This is a genomic window from Bacteroides sp. AM10-21B, assembly GCF_003472565.1.
Classification (GTDB): Bacteria; Bacteroidota; Bacteroidia; order Bacteroidales; family Bacteroidaceae; genus Bacteroides; species Bacteroides propionicigenes.
In genome coordinates, this window is sequence record NZ_QRME01000005.1 from 1 (window position 1) to 16883 (window position 16883).

The following is a 16883-nucleotide window of genomic DNA, read 5'->3' on the forward strand; positions in this document are numbered from 1 at the left end:
TGCATACAATACAGGCACAAGCTACATGGCCTCCACAGGTTTTGCCCCCAATCTCCTATGCAACCAATCGGTGAAGAAAGTAAACGGCACATGGACGTACAGCCCCGTAAAATATTGGCCCGCCAACCCCAACGATAAAGTCTCATTCTTTGCATATGCACCACACAGCGCCTCTGTACCTTCCGGTGGTGACCAAATATCAGCAGCTCCCACCTCTGTCACCACAAATGGCAGCCCCGCCATTATATATACACCCGTAAAAGGCGAACTCGACATCCTATACTCTTTAGGCGAACTGAATTGCACCAACAATCATGGCACCGTTCGGTTCACCATGAAGCACGCTACGACCAAAGTAATCTTTAAAGTGAAAGTGGAAGGCGGCGGGTCAAAGACGATAACCGGAGTCAGCACCGAGTGTGTCTATGCTACAGGAATCAAATTTAATGGTAGCGACACCGGAATCACTGTGAGAACTCTATCTAAAAATAGAACCACTTGCACCGCCACCAACCTCAACATCACCGCAGGCAGCACAGCAACAACCGTCAAAGAATTCTTCCTGCCGCCCGACCACATGACAGATACCGAAGTATCACTCACCTACCTCGACGGAAGCACTTCCAAAACCATAACAACCACCCTCCCCAATGCCAACGACTGGACACCGGGCAAAGCCATCGGCTACACCTTCACTATAAAGGATAACCAAATCATCTCCATCGCAGTAGATGCAGACATGGCATGGGATGCACAGGAAAAGCCCACACCCAAATATGAGGGCTACGACTATGTCATAGCCACCGCCGAAGACCTTGCCAATTTCCGTGACGATGTAAACAACGGCAAAGCCACAAATAAGAACGCCATACAAATAGCCGACATCAACTTGCAAGACCTCGCGAGCAGCAGCAACAGCAGCCATACCACAGACGCCAATGACTGGTTTCCGATAGGAATAGCCGAAAAGCCTTTTAGTGGAACCTATAACGGGAATGGCCACACCATAAGTAATTTGAATTTGGGAGGTGCGAGATACCGTACTACCGCCGGTCTTTTCGGTGGTAGCAATGGCACCTTGATAGGCATACATCTACGCGCTGTAAATATTACACCTCTCGCAATCCTGCAATATACAGGGGCATTAGTAGGATATGCCAGCGGAGGAAATATAGCGGCTTGTTCCGCCAGCGGAAGCATAAATAAAGTTTCTTGCTATAATGTAATAAATGATGGCAAGGTATACGCAACAGGCGGATTAATAGGAAGTGCAGCCAATACCACCATATCCTTCTGTCGTTCTGATGTTAATATAGGAGAAAACGGAATTATCACCGATAGAGCAAGTACTGCACCTTACCTCTGTTATGTAGGAGGATTCATAGGAAAGATATCCGTATGCAACATCCTATCCTGCCGATCTTCGGGCTACATAAAATTGGGAACTTTTAATGCACCAAACCAACATATTATCAGGGTGGGAGGCTTCATAGGCAGTGATACCGATGGTAGTATTGGCAACGAGATTTACGGTTCTTATTCTTCTACTACGGGAGCAATAGAAGTCTCTTTCACAGGGGCTTCCGGCTCCTCTTCCGGTTCAGTCCAAGAATTGCTCATAGGCGGTTTTATTGGTTATACCGGCTCTGCCGGCTCTAATACCTACAATTGTAGAGCTTGCTACAGCTATAGTCCTATTACTTTAATACATCCCCAATTAGAGAACAGCAGTACTCTTATGAGCAATTTCCGTATTGGCGGTTTTGTCGCTAAAATAGAAACTACCAGTAGAATAATAAGCTGTTATTACGGTCTAGACCTAAAAGAACTGAAGTCTGGGGTTTTTCAAAATGCTTTAACCGCTTACTTTTTCGCGCCCAGCAGCTCATATGTACAAAGTTGCTATTATGTCAGCCAAGGAAAAATAGCACAAAACATCATGTGGAATGGCGGTACATCAAACACAAGATTCAACTTCATAAAGTATGCCCCCGCCACCAATTCATATTTTACGGATTACATAACCAAGCCGTGGAATTCTCGAAAATTCTGGAAAGAAACCCCGGCCAATACAGCATATCCCGAAATAAACTACGATGAATTGAACATTACCCCCTAACCTGAAAAAACAGCATAACAATGAAAAAGTATATCCTACACACCCTGTACAGTGCGCTCGGCATATGCGGCATGAGCCTATTAGTACTCTGTGCCGCCTGCACGGAACAAGACGGGCTACCCTCTGCCGACCCGCAGCCCCTCACCCTCGCCATAGGCGAGACCATCCCCTTTGTGAAAGCAACAGGAGGTACCCACACCCGCGTCGCAGATTCGGGCACAGCCTTAACGTGGGAGAACGGCGACAAGATATATCTTGCCGCAACAATCACCGCAAGCGGAGGAGCCACTACGTATGCCTACTCCACCGCCACATACACCATCAGCGGCAGCACCGGCACTTGGAGCGACCCCGACCCGGCACTCTCCGCCCCGTCAGGCGCCACCGTCAATATAGAAGCCATCTATGCCAAAGGCACTCTGTCCGGCAATATCCTGACCCCCACCGCAAATAGCGTCGTAATGAAAGCCACCGCCACGGGCATCACAGTTAACGCCTCTACCGCCGCCATTCCGTTAAAATTCCAAAGCGCACTGGTGCGGTTGGAGGTAACCGGAATAGTCGACGCTTCCAATACCGTTACTGCCAGTTCTTTCAATATTCCCCAAAGCATAGACACACAGCCCGCCAACGGCAGTTTCACCATCACTCCCACCGCCGCATCAAACACTCTCACGCAAAATGGAGTGTATTATGCACTCCCCGGAGACATATCCCTTACCACCCTTAATAAAAAGACCATAGACCTCGCAGCCGCCGATGTCAAAGCCAACCAGTCCTATCCCATCGATATGAGTTCTGAAAACGGCACCATACGTCCCGACGGCGAGCCTTTTGTATAGCTGACATAGGATATTGAAAAACAGAATCATAAAAAAGCCTCGTGTCAAAATGTAAAAGTCCTATCACTCTGTCATTCAGAGGAGCTTGCGACGAAGAATCTCCTCTCTTATGTATGCAGAGAGTAGATTCTTCGCTACGCTCTGAATGACAGACTATACCTTAGCGTAAAAATCAAAAGATGTTTTGAGCGAAGCTAATGTCACTAATGGCGCATATGATATAAATTTAATTTAAAAAGAAGATTAGTTTCCATAAGAATTTCGTAATCATCCCAGACAAGCGGATTTTAAAATCTATAAAATAGTCAAACTAACCCTCTTACCTAATCCTTCAAAGATACGAAAAAGAATGGAACTTGATTCGCAACGTTTACTATTGGCTCGTGAGATTCTCACCACAGACAATACTGAATTATTGCAAGAGATGACAAGAGCCTATAAATGTATCAAACACCGTTTGTCACAGCAAAGGATACCAAAAGCGGAATGTGAAGAGGATGCTACATGATTCTCCTCCATAGATATGTTCAGTTTTACTTGGTGAGTTTTCACTTTTTGCTTAGTTTTGCACATGAAGTAACTATCATACCCTATGGATAAGCTTAGAATGCAAACGAATAATCAGGCTGATGTCAATTTTCGCAAACTCGCCGAATTATTTCCCAATATTGTAACTGAAACGATTGATGAGAATGGCAAAACAGTACGTGCCATTGACAAGGATTTACTGATGCAAGAGATTTCAACTGCTGTAGTTGAAGGTCGTGAAGAGCGCTACCAGTTTACATGGCCTGACAAACGTAAAGCAATTCTTGCAGCCAATGCACCCAGTACCAACACACTCCGCCCCTGCGAAAAAGAGAGTTTTGGAGAGTTCAATACTACCGAGAACCTCTATATTGAAGGAGATAATCTGGAGGTCTTAAAACTACTTCAAGAAAATTACCTTGAGACTATAAAGCTTATATACATAGACCCTCCCTACAACACAGGCAAGGAATTTGTATATCCGGATAAGTTTTCCCAAACCACCGCCGAATATATGGAGCGTTCCGGCCAATTAGATGAAGAAGGCTACATTCTGTCCCCCAATATGGAGTCCAACGGTCGTTTTCATACCGATTGGTTGAATATGATGTATCCAAGACTGAAGATAGCCCGTAATCTCCTTACCAAAGACGGTGTTATCTTCATCAGTATCGACCAGAACGAGGTGGAGAACCTGAAAAAGATATGTTGTGAATTATATGGCGCCGGAAATTTTGTCGGTGAAATTATATGGCAATCGGCAACAGACAATAATCCCCGACAGATTTCAACAGAGCATGAATATATATTGTGCTTTGCAAAAGACATAAACAGCCTGAATCCATGGCTCATAGAATCCGATAAGGCGCAGGAAATTATTACACAGTATAATCTCATTAAGAATCAGACTGACAACATTCAGGAGCAACAAAAACTGTTGCGCCAATGGATAAAAAGACATGAAAGCGAATTAAAAGGAGTGGCCCACTACAATAATGTTGATGCACGTGGAGTATATAGCAACTCTACCAACTCTTCGAATACCAAACCCGGAGGTTACACTTTCGACATTATTCATCCCACAACAGGAAAACCATGTGTGAAGCCTGTATTCGGCTGGAGGTGGACAGAAAGAACATTTTGGGATTACGATAAAAACGGAGACATAGAATGGGGTAAAGACGAAACCACGCAACCCCACGTCAAGAAGCGTATTGAGACTGTTAAGGAGCAATTTAAAAGCATCTATTATGAAGACGGACGTGCTTCTACCAAACAGCTTGAGCAACTTTTAGACGGAAAGAAGATTTTCGATAATCCCAAATCCGTACAACTGCTAAGCCGCATTATCAGTTTTGCAACCCAAGATGACGACTGCACCATTCTTGACTTTTTCTCAGGAACGGCAACAACCGCCCATGCGGTAATGGAAATGAACGCCAAAAACGGAACGCATAAGAAGTTTATAATGGTACAAATCCAAGAACCGACAGACGCGAAAAGCGAAGCCTACAAAGCCGGATTCAAGAATATTTGTGAGATTGGCAAGGAACGTATCCGTAAAGCGGCCGCATTGATAAAGAAGACATACCCTGAAGCAAGCTTCGACTCAGGTTTTCGCGTTCTCAAACTCGATACAAGCAATATGCAACAAGTGTGGTACACCCCCACCGAATATGTTGCCAAAGACCTTTTTGAACTAACAGTGGACAATATAAAGCCCGACCGCACCGATGGCGATTTACTCTTCCAGACAATGTTAGAACTCGACTGCCCTCTTTCGAGCCGGCTTGAGTCCTTTACGATAAATGAGAAAAAGGTTTATTCAATAGCCGACGGCTATATAATGGCTTGTTTTGAAACAGGCGTTACAGATGAAACCATATCAAAGATAGCACAAAAGAGACCCCGCTTCTTCGTTATGCGTGATAGCTCCATGGCGAATGACAGTATAGCTGTCAACTTTGAACAACTGTTCAAATCATACAGTCCGGACACTCACTTAAAAGTGTATTGATAATGAAGTTTAATTTTAAGATACAATCATATCAGACAGACGCAGTAGATAGTATAATTAGAGTATTTGCAGGCCAACCCAAAGACGACAAGAACTGTGAATACACGCGTAATGCCGACATTATTCTGTCGGACGGGCAGTTGATGAGAAACATCAATAAGGTGCAAGCCCGGCAAAACATCCACCTCTCTACAAAGCTGTCATGCGATATGGGTCGCTGCGCTTTGGATGTAGAGATGGAAACCGGTACGGGCAAAACATATGTTTATATCAAAACAATGTTTGAGCTGAACAAGCAATATGGCTGGAGCAAGTTCATTGTGGTTGTCCCCAGTATAGCCATCCGGGAAGGTGTTAAGAAATCAATGGAAATGACCGTTGAACACTTCATGGAACATTATGGGAAAAAAGCCCGTTTCTTCATTTATAACGGCAAAGAGCTCAGCGCACTTGATAAGTTCTCCAATGACCCCGGCATCAATATTATGATTATCAACACCCAAGCCTTCGCCACTTCAATGAAAGAAGGCGCAAAGAACAGGGAAAGTCGTATTATTTACTCCATGCGGGATGACTTTAACAGCCGTCGCCCCATTGATGTGATTAAAGCCAGTCGCCCCATTGTCATACTCGACGAACCGCAAAAGATGGGAGGAGCCGCCACACAGACCGGCATCAGGAACTTTAATCCCCTCTTCACCATCAACTACTCGGCAACCCACAAGAACCATCACAACGAAGTGTATGTGCTCGATGCACTTGACGCATATAACAAAAAGCTCGTCAAGAAAATACAAGTCAAAGGATTTGAGGTGCATAATCTAAGAGGCACCGATCGGTATATGTTTCTTGAAAAGATTATGATTTCCAGCAACAAGCCTCCTATGGCGAGACTTGAAATAGAAGTCCGTCAAGCGAACGGAATCGTCAGAAAAACCAAGACCTTTGAAGTTGGCAACAGCCTGTTCCTTGCCTCCAACGGACTTCAACAATATAAGGATGGATATACCATTAATAATATAGACCCCGTTTCCGCCACCATTGAGTTTGTCAATGGCAAGGTGATGCACACAGGAGAGGTGGTGGGCGATATCTCAGAAAAAGATATGCGCCGCATTCAAATTCGCGAAACAATTCAGTCACACTTTGAGAAAGAAGAAACATTATTTCGACAGGGTATAAAGACTTTATCCCTATTTTTTATTGATGAAGTTTCAAAGTACCGGCTTTATAATGATGCCGGCGAAGAACTTATTGGTGAATATGGCAGGATTTTTGAAGAAGAATATAATATCATTCTTAAAGAATATCTCCAACTGTTTGGAGCAGATGGCAGGTCTGGCGAGGAAGACGAATATCAAAAATATCTCCGCAAGTTCGATACGCGCAATATACATAAAGGGTACTTCAGCATTGACAAAAAAGGACACAGCATAAACAGTGAAATAAAAAGAGGTTCGGACATCTCGGATGATATTTCCGCTTATGACCTGATTCTAAAAAACAAAGAACGCTTGCTTAGTTTTGACGAGCCTACGAGGTTTATCTTTTCACACTCGGCTCTTCGTGAAGGTTGGGATAACCCTAATATCTTCCAAATATGCACATTGAAGCACTCTGATAATGCGATAGCCAAGCGTCAGGAAGTGGGCCGCGGACTTCGGCTTGCTGTAAATGGCTCCGGTACTCGCATGGATGCCCAGACAATCGGTGAAGATCTTGTACACGAGATTAACAAGCTGACCGTAATTGCCAGCGAAAGCTATGCCACCTTCGTTTCTGATTTACAACGTGAGATTTGTGATGTCTTGTACGACCGACCGACTAAAACAAGTATCTTTCCATACCTTAGTGACAATGGCTATATTGACGCCGACGGCTCGCATATCTTGGATAGCATGATTGAGAACGGGCATAAAACTATGGTTCAAAAGAATTCTTTAAACGAAAACTTCAAAAAGAAAGAGTTTCAGGAACTATGGAAAAGAATCAACCATAAATATGCCTATACTGTAAACTTCGATAGCGAAGAATTAATAAAAAAATCTTTTGAAGCCATCAATAAGGAACTTCATGTTTCCCAAATCCGCTATAATATCACATCGGGGCAGCAAGAGGATACGATTACCCAATCCCAACTCCAAAACGGCAGCACGTTTGAAAAGGTAACATCGCATTCTCAGAACCTGCGCAACGCACATGCGTGTACCTCCCCATACGACCTGATTGGAGATATAGCCAAAGGTGCACTTCTCACACGTCGTACCGCCGGCAAGATTCTAAGTAAACTAACCGCTGAAAAAAAGATGATGTTTGCGATAAATCCGGAAGAATTTATCACTAAGGTCATCAATATCATTAAAAGCCAAAAAGCAATAATGATTGTGGAGCACATATCATACAACCAAATTGAGGGAGAATATGACAGCGCCATTTTTACATCTGAAAAGCATAGTACAGGCTTTGACAGGGCAATACGTGCCAAACGGCATATAACCGATTATGTCTTTACTGACGGAACTGCCGGACAAAGCATTGAAAGAACTTTTTGTGAAAGGCTTGAAACGGCCGATGAAGTGGAAGTGTATGCCAAACTTCCGAAAAGTTTCCATATCCCTACCCCTGTGGGCAACTACTCTCCGGACTGGGCCATTGCGTTCAAGAAAGACGTTGCCAAGAACCGCTTTTATCTCATAGAAACAAATGGTTCAATGAATTCCATACAGTATCGTGAGATAGAGCAAGCAAAAATCAACTGCGCTTCTAAATTGTTTAATGAGATTTCTACGGAAAACGTTCGTTATTACAATGTGGATAGTTACGACGAACTCCTGAATATAATACAAGATACAAATCCGCAGAGCCATGATATTTAAGAATTATCGTAAAGAAACTTCCGAGCGAAGCGATGCCGGCAATTGGGCAAAGAAACTCCTTGCCGAAAAGACAGGGCTTTTCTTTGATTCTATTGAAGGCTGTAATGAAAACAACCGGAATATTGTTACTCATTTAATGGAACGTGCACGAGTTGATGCAACAGATGGCGAGTCTTCCGATGCAGATGTCTTGGCGGCTATCACTGCATTGGAAAGTACCGATGTACTCCAACGCAAGATTAATTTTGCAAAAGCATTCCGACTTCCCCTTACCTATGTGCTCTACTGTGATGAGATGCAATCTGTATGGGTATATACCATTACGGATGTAACGTCCTGTATCTTTAAGGCTTCTTATAACAGCTATCAAGCCTTCTCTGATTGGATTGCAGCTATCAAAGGATGGAAGTCTTCCAAGCCCTACCGGGAACAAGAGGACTTGCCTTTTTTTGATAAAGCATTAAGACGTGCCGGCACAGCTTGGCCTACAAATATAGATTGCTTTGTATCGACCAAACTGTTACAGCCTATAGGTATCATTGAATTTCAAAACGCAAAAAATACAGGGGTTGAGCGTCACTGTAACAATGAGTTCTTTTTAGGGAAATATGCTCGCACCAACCCTCAAGGATACACCTTGTATGATAATGACATCCGCAGGTGGCAGTCACAGGAGATACTCAGGCTTCAATCCGGATTGCGCTTGTTTATCATAACTTGGTCCCAAAAATCCAAGGATTTTATTTTAAAAGAAATAGACGTAATAACATTCCCCAATTTACCTTTCAGCTCTGATTTGAAGAAGCACAATGAGTATCAGCTGCTAATGCACAAGTATGCCAACTCGCGCGATAAAAAGGTTGCAGCTATTATAGCCTCCCAATTCAGTACTTATAAACTTACATACTCTCCACCGCAAATGAGAAAAGATATTCAAAAACCTCCTCTTTGTGGCAGAGACAAGACATTCCCTCTTATTTATTATCGTTACAAGAAATTAGAACAAGGTCACGAAGACCGTCTTCCTGTCTTGTTTATGGATTTATTATCACGTACTTAACTCAAGCAATATATTTCTTCATTGACGGTTATTATCGGCAAAACCTGTAATAGCCCGCCTTACCCTCAAAAGTAAGGACACCATCAGACGCCTGCACTTCAGCCAGCGGAATAAAGATACGACCATCTTTCTTTACCTGCCAGTTGCCCTCTTTAAGGTCAGTGATGACAAACTTAAACACACCCGCACCTTTGACGGTAAGGGTAAAATCCTGAGATAGCTGTTCACTATTTCTGGCAAAAGTCACAACACGGTCGGCTAATTGAGCACCTACTATCTGTGCATTCTCAATACGCTGTACATCGTTCAGCTTATCACACCTGTCATCGGCAACCTGTATCACATTCAAGAAATTATCGGTAACGGCAGAGGCTGCAGGTGATACCTCTACTCTCCAGGCTCCACGCTCGTTGGCATTGTCAAGATAAGGGGCTACGGCATCATTGGGATAGTTAGTACCGAACACCCAGTTTTCCTTACCGGGGCCGCCAACCTTATCAATATGTATATTGTCTGCCCGAGGCAGAAGAACGGTATTATGCAGCATACCGCTGTCACCGTCTTTAGTACGTCGCACAGTAAAAGTATTACCCTCAAGCGTAGGCTCTTCAATACTATGCAGTAACCAGTATTTACGAAAATCGGGATTGGAAGCCGATACTTTATCATAAACTATAAGTGCGGCAGGTACCTTTTCAGACTTCAAATTAAGAAAAACGAAAGAACGCTTGGCTTCTTTTACTTTCCGGGTATATGCTTGAGTTATATCACCCTTCAAATAAGAATAGTCGGGAGTTTGCGCATCAGGGCCAAATCCATGAGCCAAAACTTTACCTACCGTATACTCTTCGGATAAAAGACTGTCAAGCGAGTTACAAGTTTTCCAACCGTCACCGCACATACGCTGCCCACCGTCATTGGATGCAAATCTGGTCTTTCCGCCACCACCATAGTTCCAACAGCCGAACTTTTCGTCAGGGTCGTATACCAGTAAGGAATTATGGGCAATGGTACGTTTAAAATAGTTCTTGTTGTTGGGACTGTTATAACCGCCCGAACTACCGCTGTAAGCGCCGGCATCAATAGCCAAAGGACCCTTATGGTAGATTTGGAAGCTGCCACCGTCCATATGTTGGTGGTTTCCCACAAACTGTTCGTTGATTTTCATCTCGGCAATCACACTGTTGGCATCCCAACCGGTACGGGCAATCATCCACCCATAAGGAGTACCGGAATAACGTGTCAACGGCAGGTCATCGGGAGCTTTACCTTTCAGATCATAGTCGCGCCACAACAATTCGTATATCAGGCAGTGGTTCATAGACTCATTGCCTGACTTATTCAAGTGAGGATTACGCTCAAACTCATAGGCCAGATATTCATCTTTATAATAACTGGAAGCTAAAAACATAGGCACAGGCATAGTGAGCAATGCGGGACGATTCTGTGGATAATCATCTCCCGAAGGCAGCAACACTCCATCGGGCCGACGACGATAAACGATATCATAGAGCACAAATCTCGCCGAAGAATCGTAAATACTGCCGGCCCCCATTTTATCCAAAATCCACAAAGGGAATAGATCGCAGGCAAAACGGACATGCACATAATTCGTCCCCTGATGATAGTTCTGCCCTTCATAGAAATAGTTACGTGCCGGAATATAATCACGATAGAGCATCGTAATGACGTGATTGTACATATCGGGATATTCGTCATAAATGGCAATACCGGCGGACAGCATATCACGCATAATCATCCACTCTGACGGATGCCCGGCTATGGGTTGATTATTACGTGGCGGATAACCGCATTCCATACTCTTTGCCAAGCGGATGAACTCTTTGATATAAGCTTGTTTTTCGGAACTCTTCATTTGGTCATAGCACCAATCATATACCATAGCACCCGTAATCAGCATCGCACCACTGGCTCGCGACAAGTCGGAACGGGTACCAAAAGTGGCACGCTGCAACGTATCGAGCATAGCGGTGATGGCACGGCGTGCCAAACGCTTGTCACCATCCAGCAAATAGTCGAGAGCCTGTAACTGTACTCTCGATGTAACACCACGCATCTCGTAATAGTAACGAAAGCCGCGATTTGTAACGGCAGCTTCTTCGGCGGGAGTACGGTCTTTGCTCAACTCTTTCATGAGAGAAAGTGTCTGTTGCGCTTGAGGCGTTTTCATACGCTCCTTCAATGCAGGCAAATCGGATGAACGAACGTACAAACGGGGGTGCGTTTGAGGTGGAATCGGTACATTAACTCCTTCTACTTCCTGCCAAACTACGTCTTTCGGTAACTCCTGCGCTGAGAGACAAAATAAGTTAAGTATCAGACTGATTGAAAAGAGAATCGTTTTGTGTTTCATTATGAAGTTTATATCAGATGTTAATGCCGTAAAAGTACAATAAAAAAATCAAGTAGCCATAAAAAACAAAAGGTTGTATCAAAATATAAAAGCCCTATCACTCTGTCATTCTGAACGTAGTGAAGAATCTCTTCTCTGCATACATAAGAGAGGAGATTCTTCGTCGCAAGCTCCTCTGAATGACAGACTATACCTTAGCGTAAAAATCAAAAGATGTTTTGAGCGAAGCTAATGATAGGGCTTTTATATTTTGACATATCCCCTTAATAATTCTTTATATATCCGTATACCTATACCAGTTCGTCCGATGTATAACCTTGCGGCAACTCTCGACAGTTATAGCCCGAGGCCATAATTTCACCGTAGGCTCCGGCAGAGCGAAGGGCTATAAGGTCACCACGCTTCACACCGTTCAAGTCGACAGCTTTACCAAAGACATCTGATGACTCGCAAATAGGACCTACCACATCGTAGGTCTGCTGTGGAGCATCTGAAGTAATATTTTCTATCTTATGGAATGCCTGGTAGAGTGCAGGACGAATCAAGTCTGTCATACCTGCATCCAGAATAGCGAACTGTTTGTTAGTACCTTGCTTTACGTACAACACCTTTGAAATGAGCGAACCGCACTGTCCCACTACCGAACGTCCCAATTCAAAATGGAGCGTCTGATAAGAACGAAGCTTCAAGCAGTTGTCATAAGTTTCAAAGTAGCGTTTGAAATCGGGTACCGGCTGACGGTTGGGATGTCCGTAATCAATACCGAGACCACCGCCGACATTGACGTGTTCAATACGTATCTGACGGGCTTCAAGCTTATCCAGCAATTCGTTGACACGATTGCACAGAGCCACAAAATCACCCATATCCAATATCTGAGACCCGATGTGGAAGTGCAGTCCGATGAACCTGACATTCTTCATCCCCTGCGCTACGTCTATCACACTATCCATATCCTCCATACTGATACCGAATTTATTTTCCGCCAACCCGGTAGTGATATTGGCATGAGTATGCGCGCCTACGTTGGGGTTTATACGGAAAGCAACACTGGCTACCTTGCCCTTCGCCTCAGCAAGTTCATTGATAATTTCCAATTCGGGAACAGACTCTACATTAAAGCAAAAGATGTTATAGTCCAGTCCGAGGTTTATCTCCCAGTCGGCTTTGCCCACACCGGCAAATACAATCTTATCGGCAGGGAAGCCGGCCTTGATGGCCGCACGGATTTCACCGCCGCTGACACAGTCGGCCCCCATCCCGCTTTCACGGATAATAGTAAGGACTTTAGGATTGGCATTGGCCTTTACCGCATAATGCACCGAATAGTTATCGTATCGTGATGCTTCGGCACGGATACAGGTAAGGGTATCACGCAGAATCTTCGTATCGTAATAATAAAACGGAGTACGCAGTTCGCGGAATTTATCAATAGGAAATATTCCTTTCATATGATTATTATGGATTATATCTTTGTTTAGTTAAAAAGAGCGCTTTTATCAGGAAGGTAAAAGCGCTCATATCTATTGTATACTTTCATTATTCATTGAACAACGCATCACTAAGCGATTGTAAAGCCTGTTTCTTATCACATTCGCGGATAAGGAAAGAGATGTTATAGTTGCTGCCGCCGAAAGAAATCATACGCACCGGTATGTCACGCATAGCATCAAGGGCTTTGGCTTCAAAACCGACATTTTCCCATTCGAGGTCTCCTACCACGCAGATGATACACATATCCTTATCTACCGTTACCGTACCGTATTTCTTCAAGTCGTCCAAAATCTCATTGAGATGTTTGGTATTGTCGATAGAGACAGACACACCTACCTCTGAAGTACAGATCATGTCGATAGAAGTCTGATAGCTTTCAAAGATTTCAAACACTTTGCGCAGGAAACCATGGGCCAGCAACATACGGCTGGACTTAATTTTGATAGCCGTAATATTCTCCTTGGCGGCTACTGCCTTGATTTTACCCTTCTCCGTATCGTTGGAAATGAGTGTACCCGGAGCTGTTGGGTCCATTGTATTGAGCAAGCGTACAGGAATGTTAGCGTACTTGGCAGGCTGAATACAGGTAGGATGCAGAATCTTCGCACCGAAATATGCCAACTCAGCCGCCTCTTCAAAGTGGAGATGGCGTACCGGAGAAGTCTTATCTACAATACGAGGGTCATTGTTGTGCATACCGTCAATATCCGTCCAAATCTGAATTTCAGAAGCCTTGACAGCCGCACCTATCAATGAAGCGGTATAGTCGCTACCACCGCGTTGCAGATTATCTACCTCGCCATAGGCATTGCGACAGATGAAACCTTGTGTGATATAAATTTCGGCATCGGGATGCAATTCGAGCTGAACGTTAAGTTTATCTTTAATATAAACCGGATCGGGCTCTGCATTCTTGTCCGTACGCATATATTCTAAAGCCGGAAGCAGAACAGACTTCACGCCACATTCCTGCAGATAGTAGTTCATCATGGCGGTAGAAATCAACTCACCCTGTGCCAACACTACTTTCTCCTCGAACAGTGTAAAGAGGTCTTTGGTATAAGAACGGATATAGTCGAAATGAGATTTGATAAGTTCCAATCCCTTCTCTTTATATTCAGGAGTAGCATAAAGTTCATCAATATGCTGGCGGTATTTCGCTTCCAGTCTGTTGATAATCTCATTAGCACCTTCCGGATTTTTCTTGTACAGATAGTCCGAAATTTCAACCAATGTGTTTGTAGTTCCCGACATGGCGGAAAGAACTACAATCTTACGTTCACCATCGGTAATCAATTTGGCTACTTCCTTAATTCTCTGAGCCGAACCTACTGAAGTACCTCCAAACTTTAAAACTTTCATTTTCGTTCCTGTATTAAAATGTTATATAATCTTTTTTACTTTTCTTCTGCTGGCTCCGGAACAGAATACTGCTCCGTTACATCCGTTATCAAATGGTCGGCACAACGATATACGCGTCCCGGATATTCCCAAAGCAACTGCATATTGTGCGTAGTCATAATAACAAGCGAACCTGCCTCACTAATATTATGTAGAAGCTGGGTTATAGCAAAACCTGTCTCCACATCCAAGTTTCCCGTAGGCTCATCGGCAAGGATAATTTCCGGAGAGTTGAGTACGGCACGGGCTATCACGATACGTTGCTGTTCACCACCCGACAATTCGTTAGGATATTTATAGCCTTTATTATTCATACCCACCAATTGCAATACTTCGCTGATACGGTCTTTTATCTCCCCCTTGTTCTTCCATCCGGTAGCACGGAGCACAAACTCAAGATTGTCGTACACCGTACGGTCGGTAAGCAACTGGAAGTCCTGAAATACGATACCCAACTTACGACGTAACTGCGGAATATGCTTGCGCTTGATATGCAACATATCATATCCAAGCACTTCGGCATCCCCCGATGCAACATCCAGTTCGCCGTAAAAGGTTTTGAGCAAACTTGTCTTACCCGAACCGACTTTGCCGATAAGGTAGACAAACTCTCCTTTGTGCAGCTCCAAATTTACATCGTTCAACACACACAGTTCCTGCTGGTGTATCTCCACGTCTTTATATCGTATCAGCACTTCGTCCATAATAACTTAATGTTTCTTCCAAGTCGCACTGTGCCGCTCCTCCAACTCGCGTGCCAAATCTTCTATGCGATAACCTTTAGAGGTCAGCAATACGATGAGGTGGTACAACAAATCAGCCCCTTCATATATCAAGCGTTCGTCAGTACCATTACACGCTTCAATGACCGTTTCAACCGCTTCTTCACCCACTTTCTGCGCCATCTTATTAACACCCGACTGAAACAGGCTGGTTGTGTAGGAGCCTTCCGGCATTTCGGCATGACGCTTGTCGATGAAATCCTGAAGGAGCTTCAGGAACATAACGGGCTGTTCGTTTTTCTCACCCCAGCAAGTGTCCGTACCCGTATGGCAAACCGGGCCAACCGGATGTACTTGGATTAGTAGAGTATCCTTGTCGCAGTCCTCTTTCATGGAAACTACGTTCAAGAAGTTACCGCTCTCCTCCCCTTTTGTCCAAAGACGATTCTTTGTACGGCTAAAGAATGTTACCTTACCGGTTTTTACGGTCTTGTCATATGCTTCCCGGTTCATAAAACCCAACATCAGCACCTTAGCTGTGTCAGCGTCTTGTATAATTGCCGGAACGAGTCCGTTCATTTTGTCAAAATCCAACATCTCAAATATATTATTAGGTATTTATCACTTTATCACACTACCGCCTTATCATCTTTTCAAATTATCACTTTTCAAATCCGGCGCATTGCGATTCCCCGGGCGCAAAGATACGATTTTAAATCGGGAATTTTGATTTCTCCGAAATGAAAAACGCTGGCAGCCAAGGCAGCATCCGCTTTTCCCTCTAAAAAGACATCACGGAAATGCTCTTTCGCACCTGCTCCACCTGATGCGATTATCGGTATGGAAAGTCCATCGGCAAGGACAGCAAGAGTTTCGTTGGCATATCCGGTCTTTACACCGTCGTGGTTCATACTGGTAAAAAGCACTTCACCGGCACCACGCTCCTGCGCTTCTTTTGTCCAAGAAAAGAGCTCTTTGTCGGTTTCTACACGTCCACCGTTAAGATAGCACCACCAGCCCTTTTCCGTCTGTTTGGCGTCAACAGCCAGTACACAAACCTGTGAACCGAAATGCTTGGCTATCTCGTCAATCAATTCGGGACGGCGAATAGCTGAGGAATTGATAGATATTTTATCCGCACCGGCATTCAGCAACCGGTCTACGTCACTCAATTCATGTATACCGCCCCCCACGGTGAAAGGTATGCTGATGTTGGCGGCAATACGCTTCACCAGTTCGGCAAATGTTTTCCGCCCCTCGAAGCTGGCAGTAATATCCAGAAAAACCAATTCGTCAGCACCCTGCTCGCTATAAGCACGTGCCAACTCAACCGGATCGCCTGCATGACGTAAGTTCACAAAATTGGTTCCTTTTACAGTCTGCCCGTCTTTGATGTCGAGGCAGGGAATGATTCTTTTTGCTAACACTCTGTTTCCTATTTATGATTTAT

At 44.2% G+C, this 16883-nt stretch carries 11 protein-coding genes; 5 read left to right on the forward strand and 6 right to left on the reverse strand.

Annotation, left to right across the window (positions count from 1 at the left end; all coding sequences use genetic code 11):
- From DW121_RS07485 to DW121_RS07505, 5 genes are all read left to right on the forward strand, one after another.
- The coding region (locus DW121_RS07485) for a fimbrillin family protein (protein ID WP_147399667.1) at nucleotides 1-2119 on the forward strand (2119 nt) is incomplete at its 5' end.
- A 20-nt stretch (nucleotides 2120-2139) separates the two neighbouring features.
- On the forward strand, nucleotides 2140-2961 hold the full coding sequence (locus DW121_RS07490; protein WP_118323429.1) for a hypothetical protein: 822 nt from the start codon (nucleotides 2140-2142) through the stop codon (nucleotides 2959-2961).
- 592 nt (nucleotides 2962-3553) lie between these two features.
- Entirely contained in the window at nucleotides 3554-5506 is a 1953-nt protein-coding gene (locus DW121_RS07495) for a site-specific DNA-methyltransferase (protein WP_118323430.1), read from the forward strand.
- A gap of 2 nt (nucleotides 5507-5508) precedes the next feature.
- The gene (locus DW121_RS07500; RefSeq protein ID WP_118323431.1) at nucleotides 5509-8382 is read left to right on the forward strand and encodes a DEAD/DEAH box helicase family protein; all 2874 of its coding nucleotides are present in this window, start codon (nucleotides 5509-5511) and stop codon (nucleotides 8380-8382) included.
- Nucleotides 8372-9442 (forward strand): hypothetical protein, encoded by a 1071-nt coding sequence (locus tag DW121_RS07505; protein WP_118323432.1) that lies wholly within the window; start codon nucleotides 8372-8374, stop codon nucleotides 9440-9442. Before DW121_RS07500 ends, DW121_RS07505 begins: the two co-directional genes overlap by 11 nt.
- Before the next feature lie 31 nt (nucleotides 9443-9473).
- Here DW121_RS07505 and hepB read toward each other — a convergent pair whose 3' ends face one another.
- From hepB to hisF, 6 genes are all read right to left on the reverse strand, one after another.
- The gene (hepB, locus tag DW121_RS07510; protein ID WP_117713266.1) at nucleotides 9474-11816 is read right to left on the reverse strand and encodes a heparin/heparin-sulfate lyase HepB; all 2343 of its coding nucleotides are present in this window, start codon (nucleotides 11814-11816) and stop codon (nucleotides 9474-9476) included.
- 290 nt (nucleotides 11817-12106) lie between these two features.
- A complete protein-coding gene (lysA, locus tag DW121_RS07515; protein WP_117713265.1) occupies nucleotides 12107-13267 on the reverse strand; it encodes a diaminopimelate decarboxylase in 1161 nt (386 codons plus the stop codon).
- Nucleotides 13268-13355: 88 nt separating this feature from the next.
- Complete coding sequence (locus tag DW121_RS07520; RefSeq protein ID WP_117713264.1) at nucleotides 13356-14672, reverse strand: aspartate kinase; 1317 nt, start codon at nucleotides 14670-14672, stop codon at nucleotides 13356-13358.
- A gap of 35 nt (nucleotides 14673-14707) precedes the next feature.
- Nucleotides 14708-15415 carry a cell division ATP-binding protein FtsE gene (locus DW121_RS07525; RefSeq protein ID WP_117713263.1) on the reverse strand — a complete coding sequence of 236 codons (708 nt, stop codon included), beginning with the start codon at nucleotides 15413-15415 and terminating at the stop codon, nucleotides 14708-14710.
- A 6-nt stretch (nucleotides 15416-15421) separates the two neighbouring features.
- Entirely contained in the window at nucleotides 15422-16030 is a 609-nt protein-coding gene (hisIE, locus tag DW121_RS07530; RefSeq protein WP_117713262.1) for a bifunctional phosphoribosyl-AMP cyclohydrolase/phosphoribosyl-ATP diphosphatase HisIE, read from the reverse strand.
- A 71-nt stretch (nucleotides 16031-16101) separates the two neighbouring features.
- The gene (gene hisF, locus DW121_RS07535; protein ID WP_117713261.1) at nucleotides 16102-16860 is read right to left on the reverse strand and encodes an imidazole glycerol phosphate synthase subunit HisF; all 759 of its coding nucleotides are present in this window, start codon (nucleotides 16858-16860) and stop codon (nucleotides 16102-16104) included.
- Nucleotides 16861-16883: the final 23 nt, after the last annotated feature.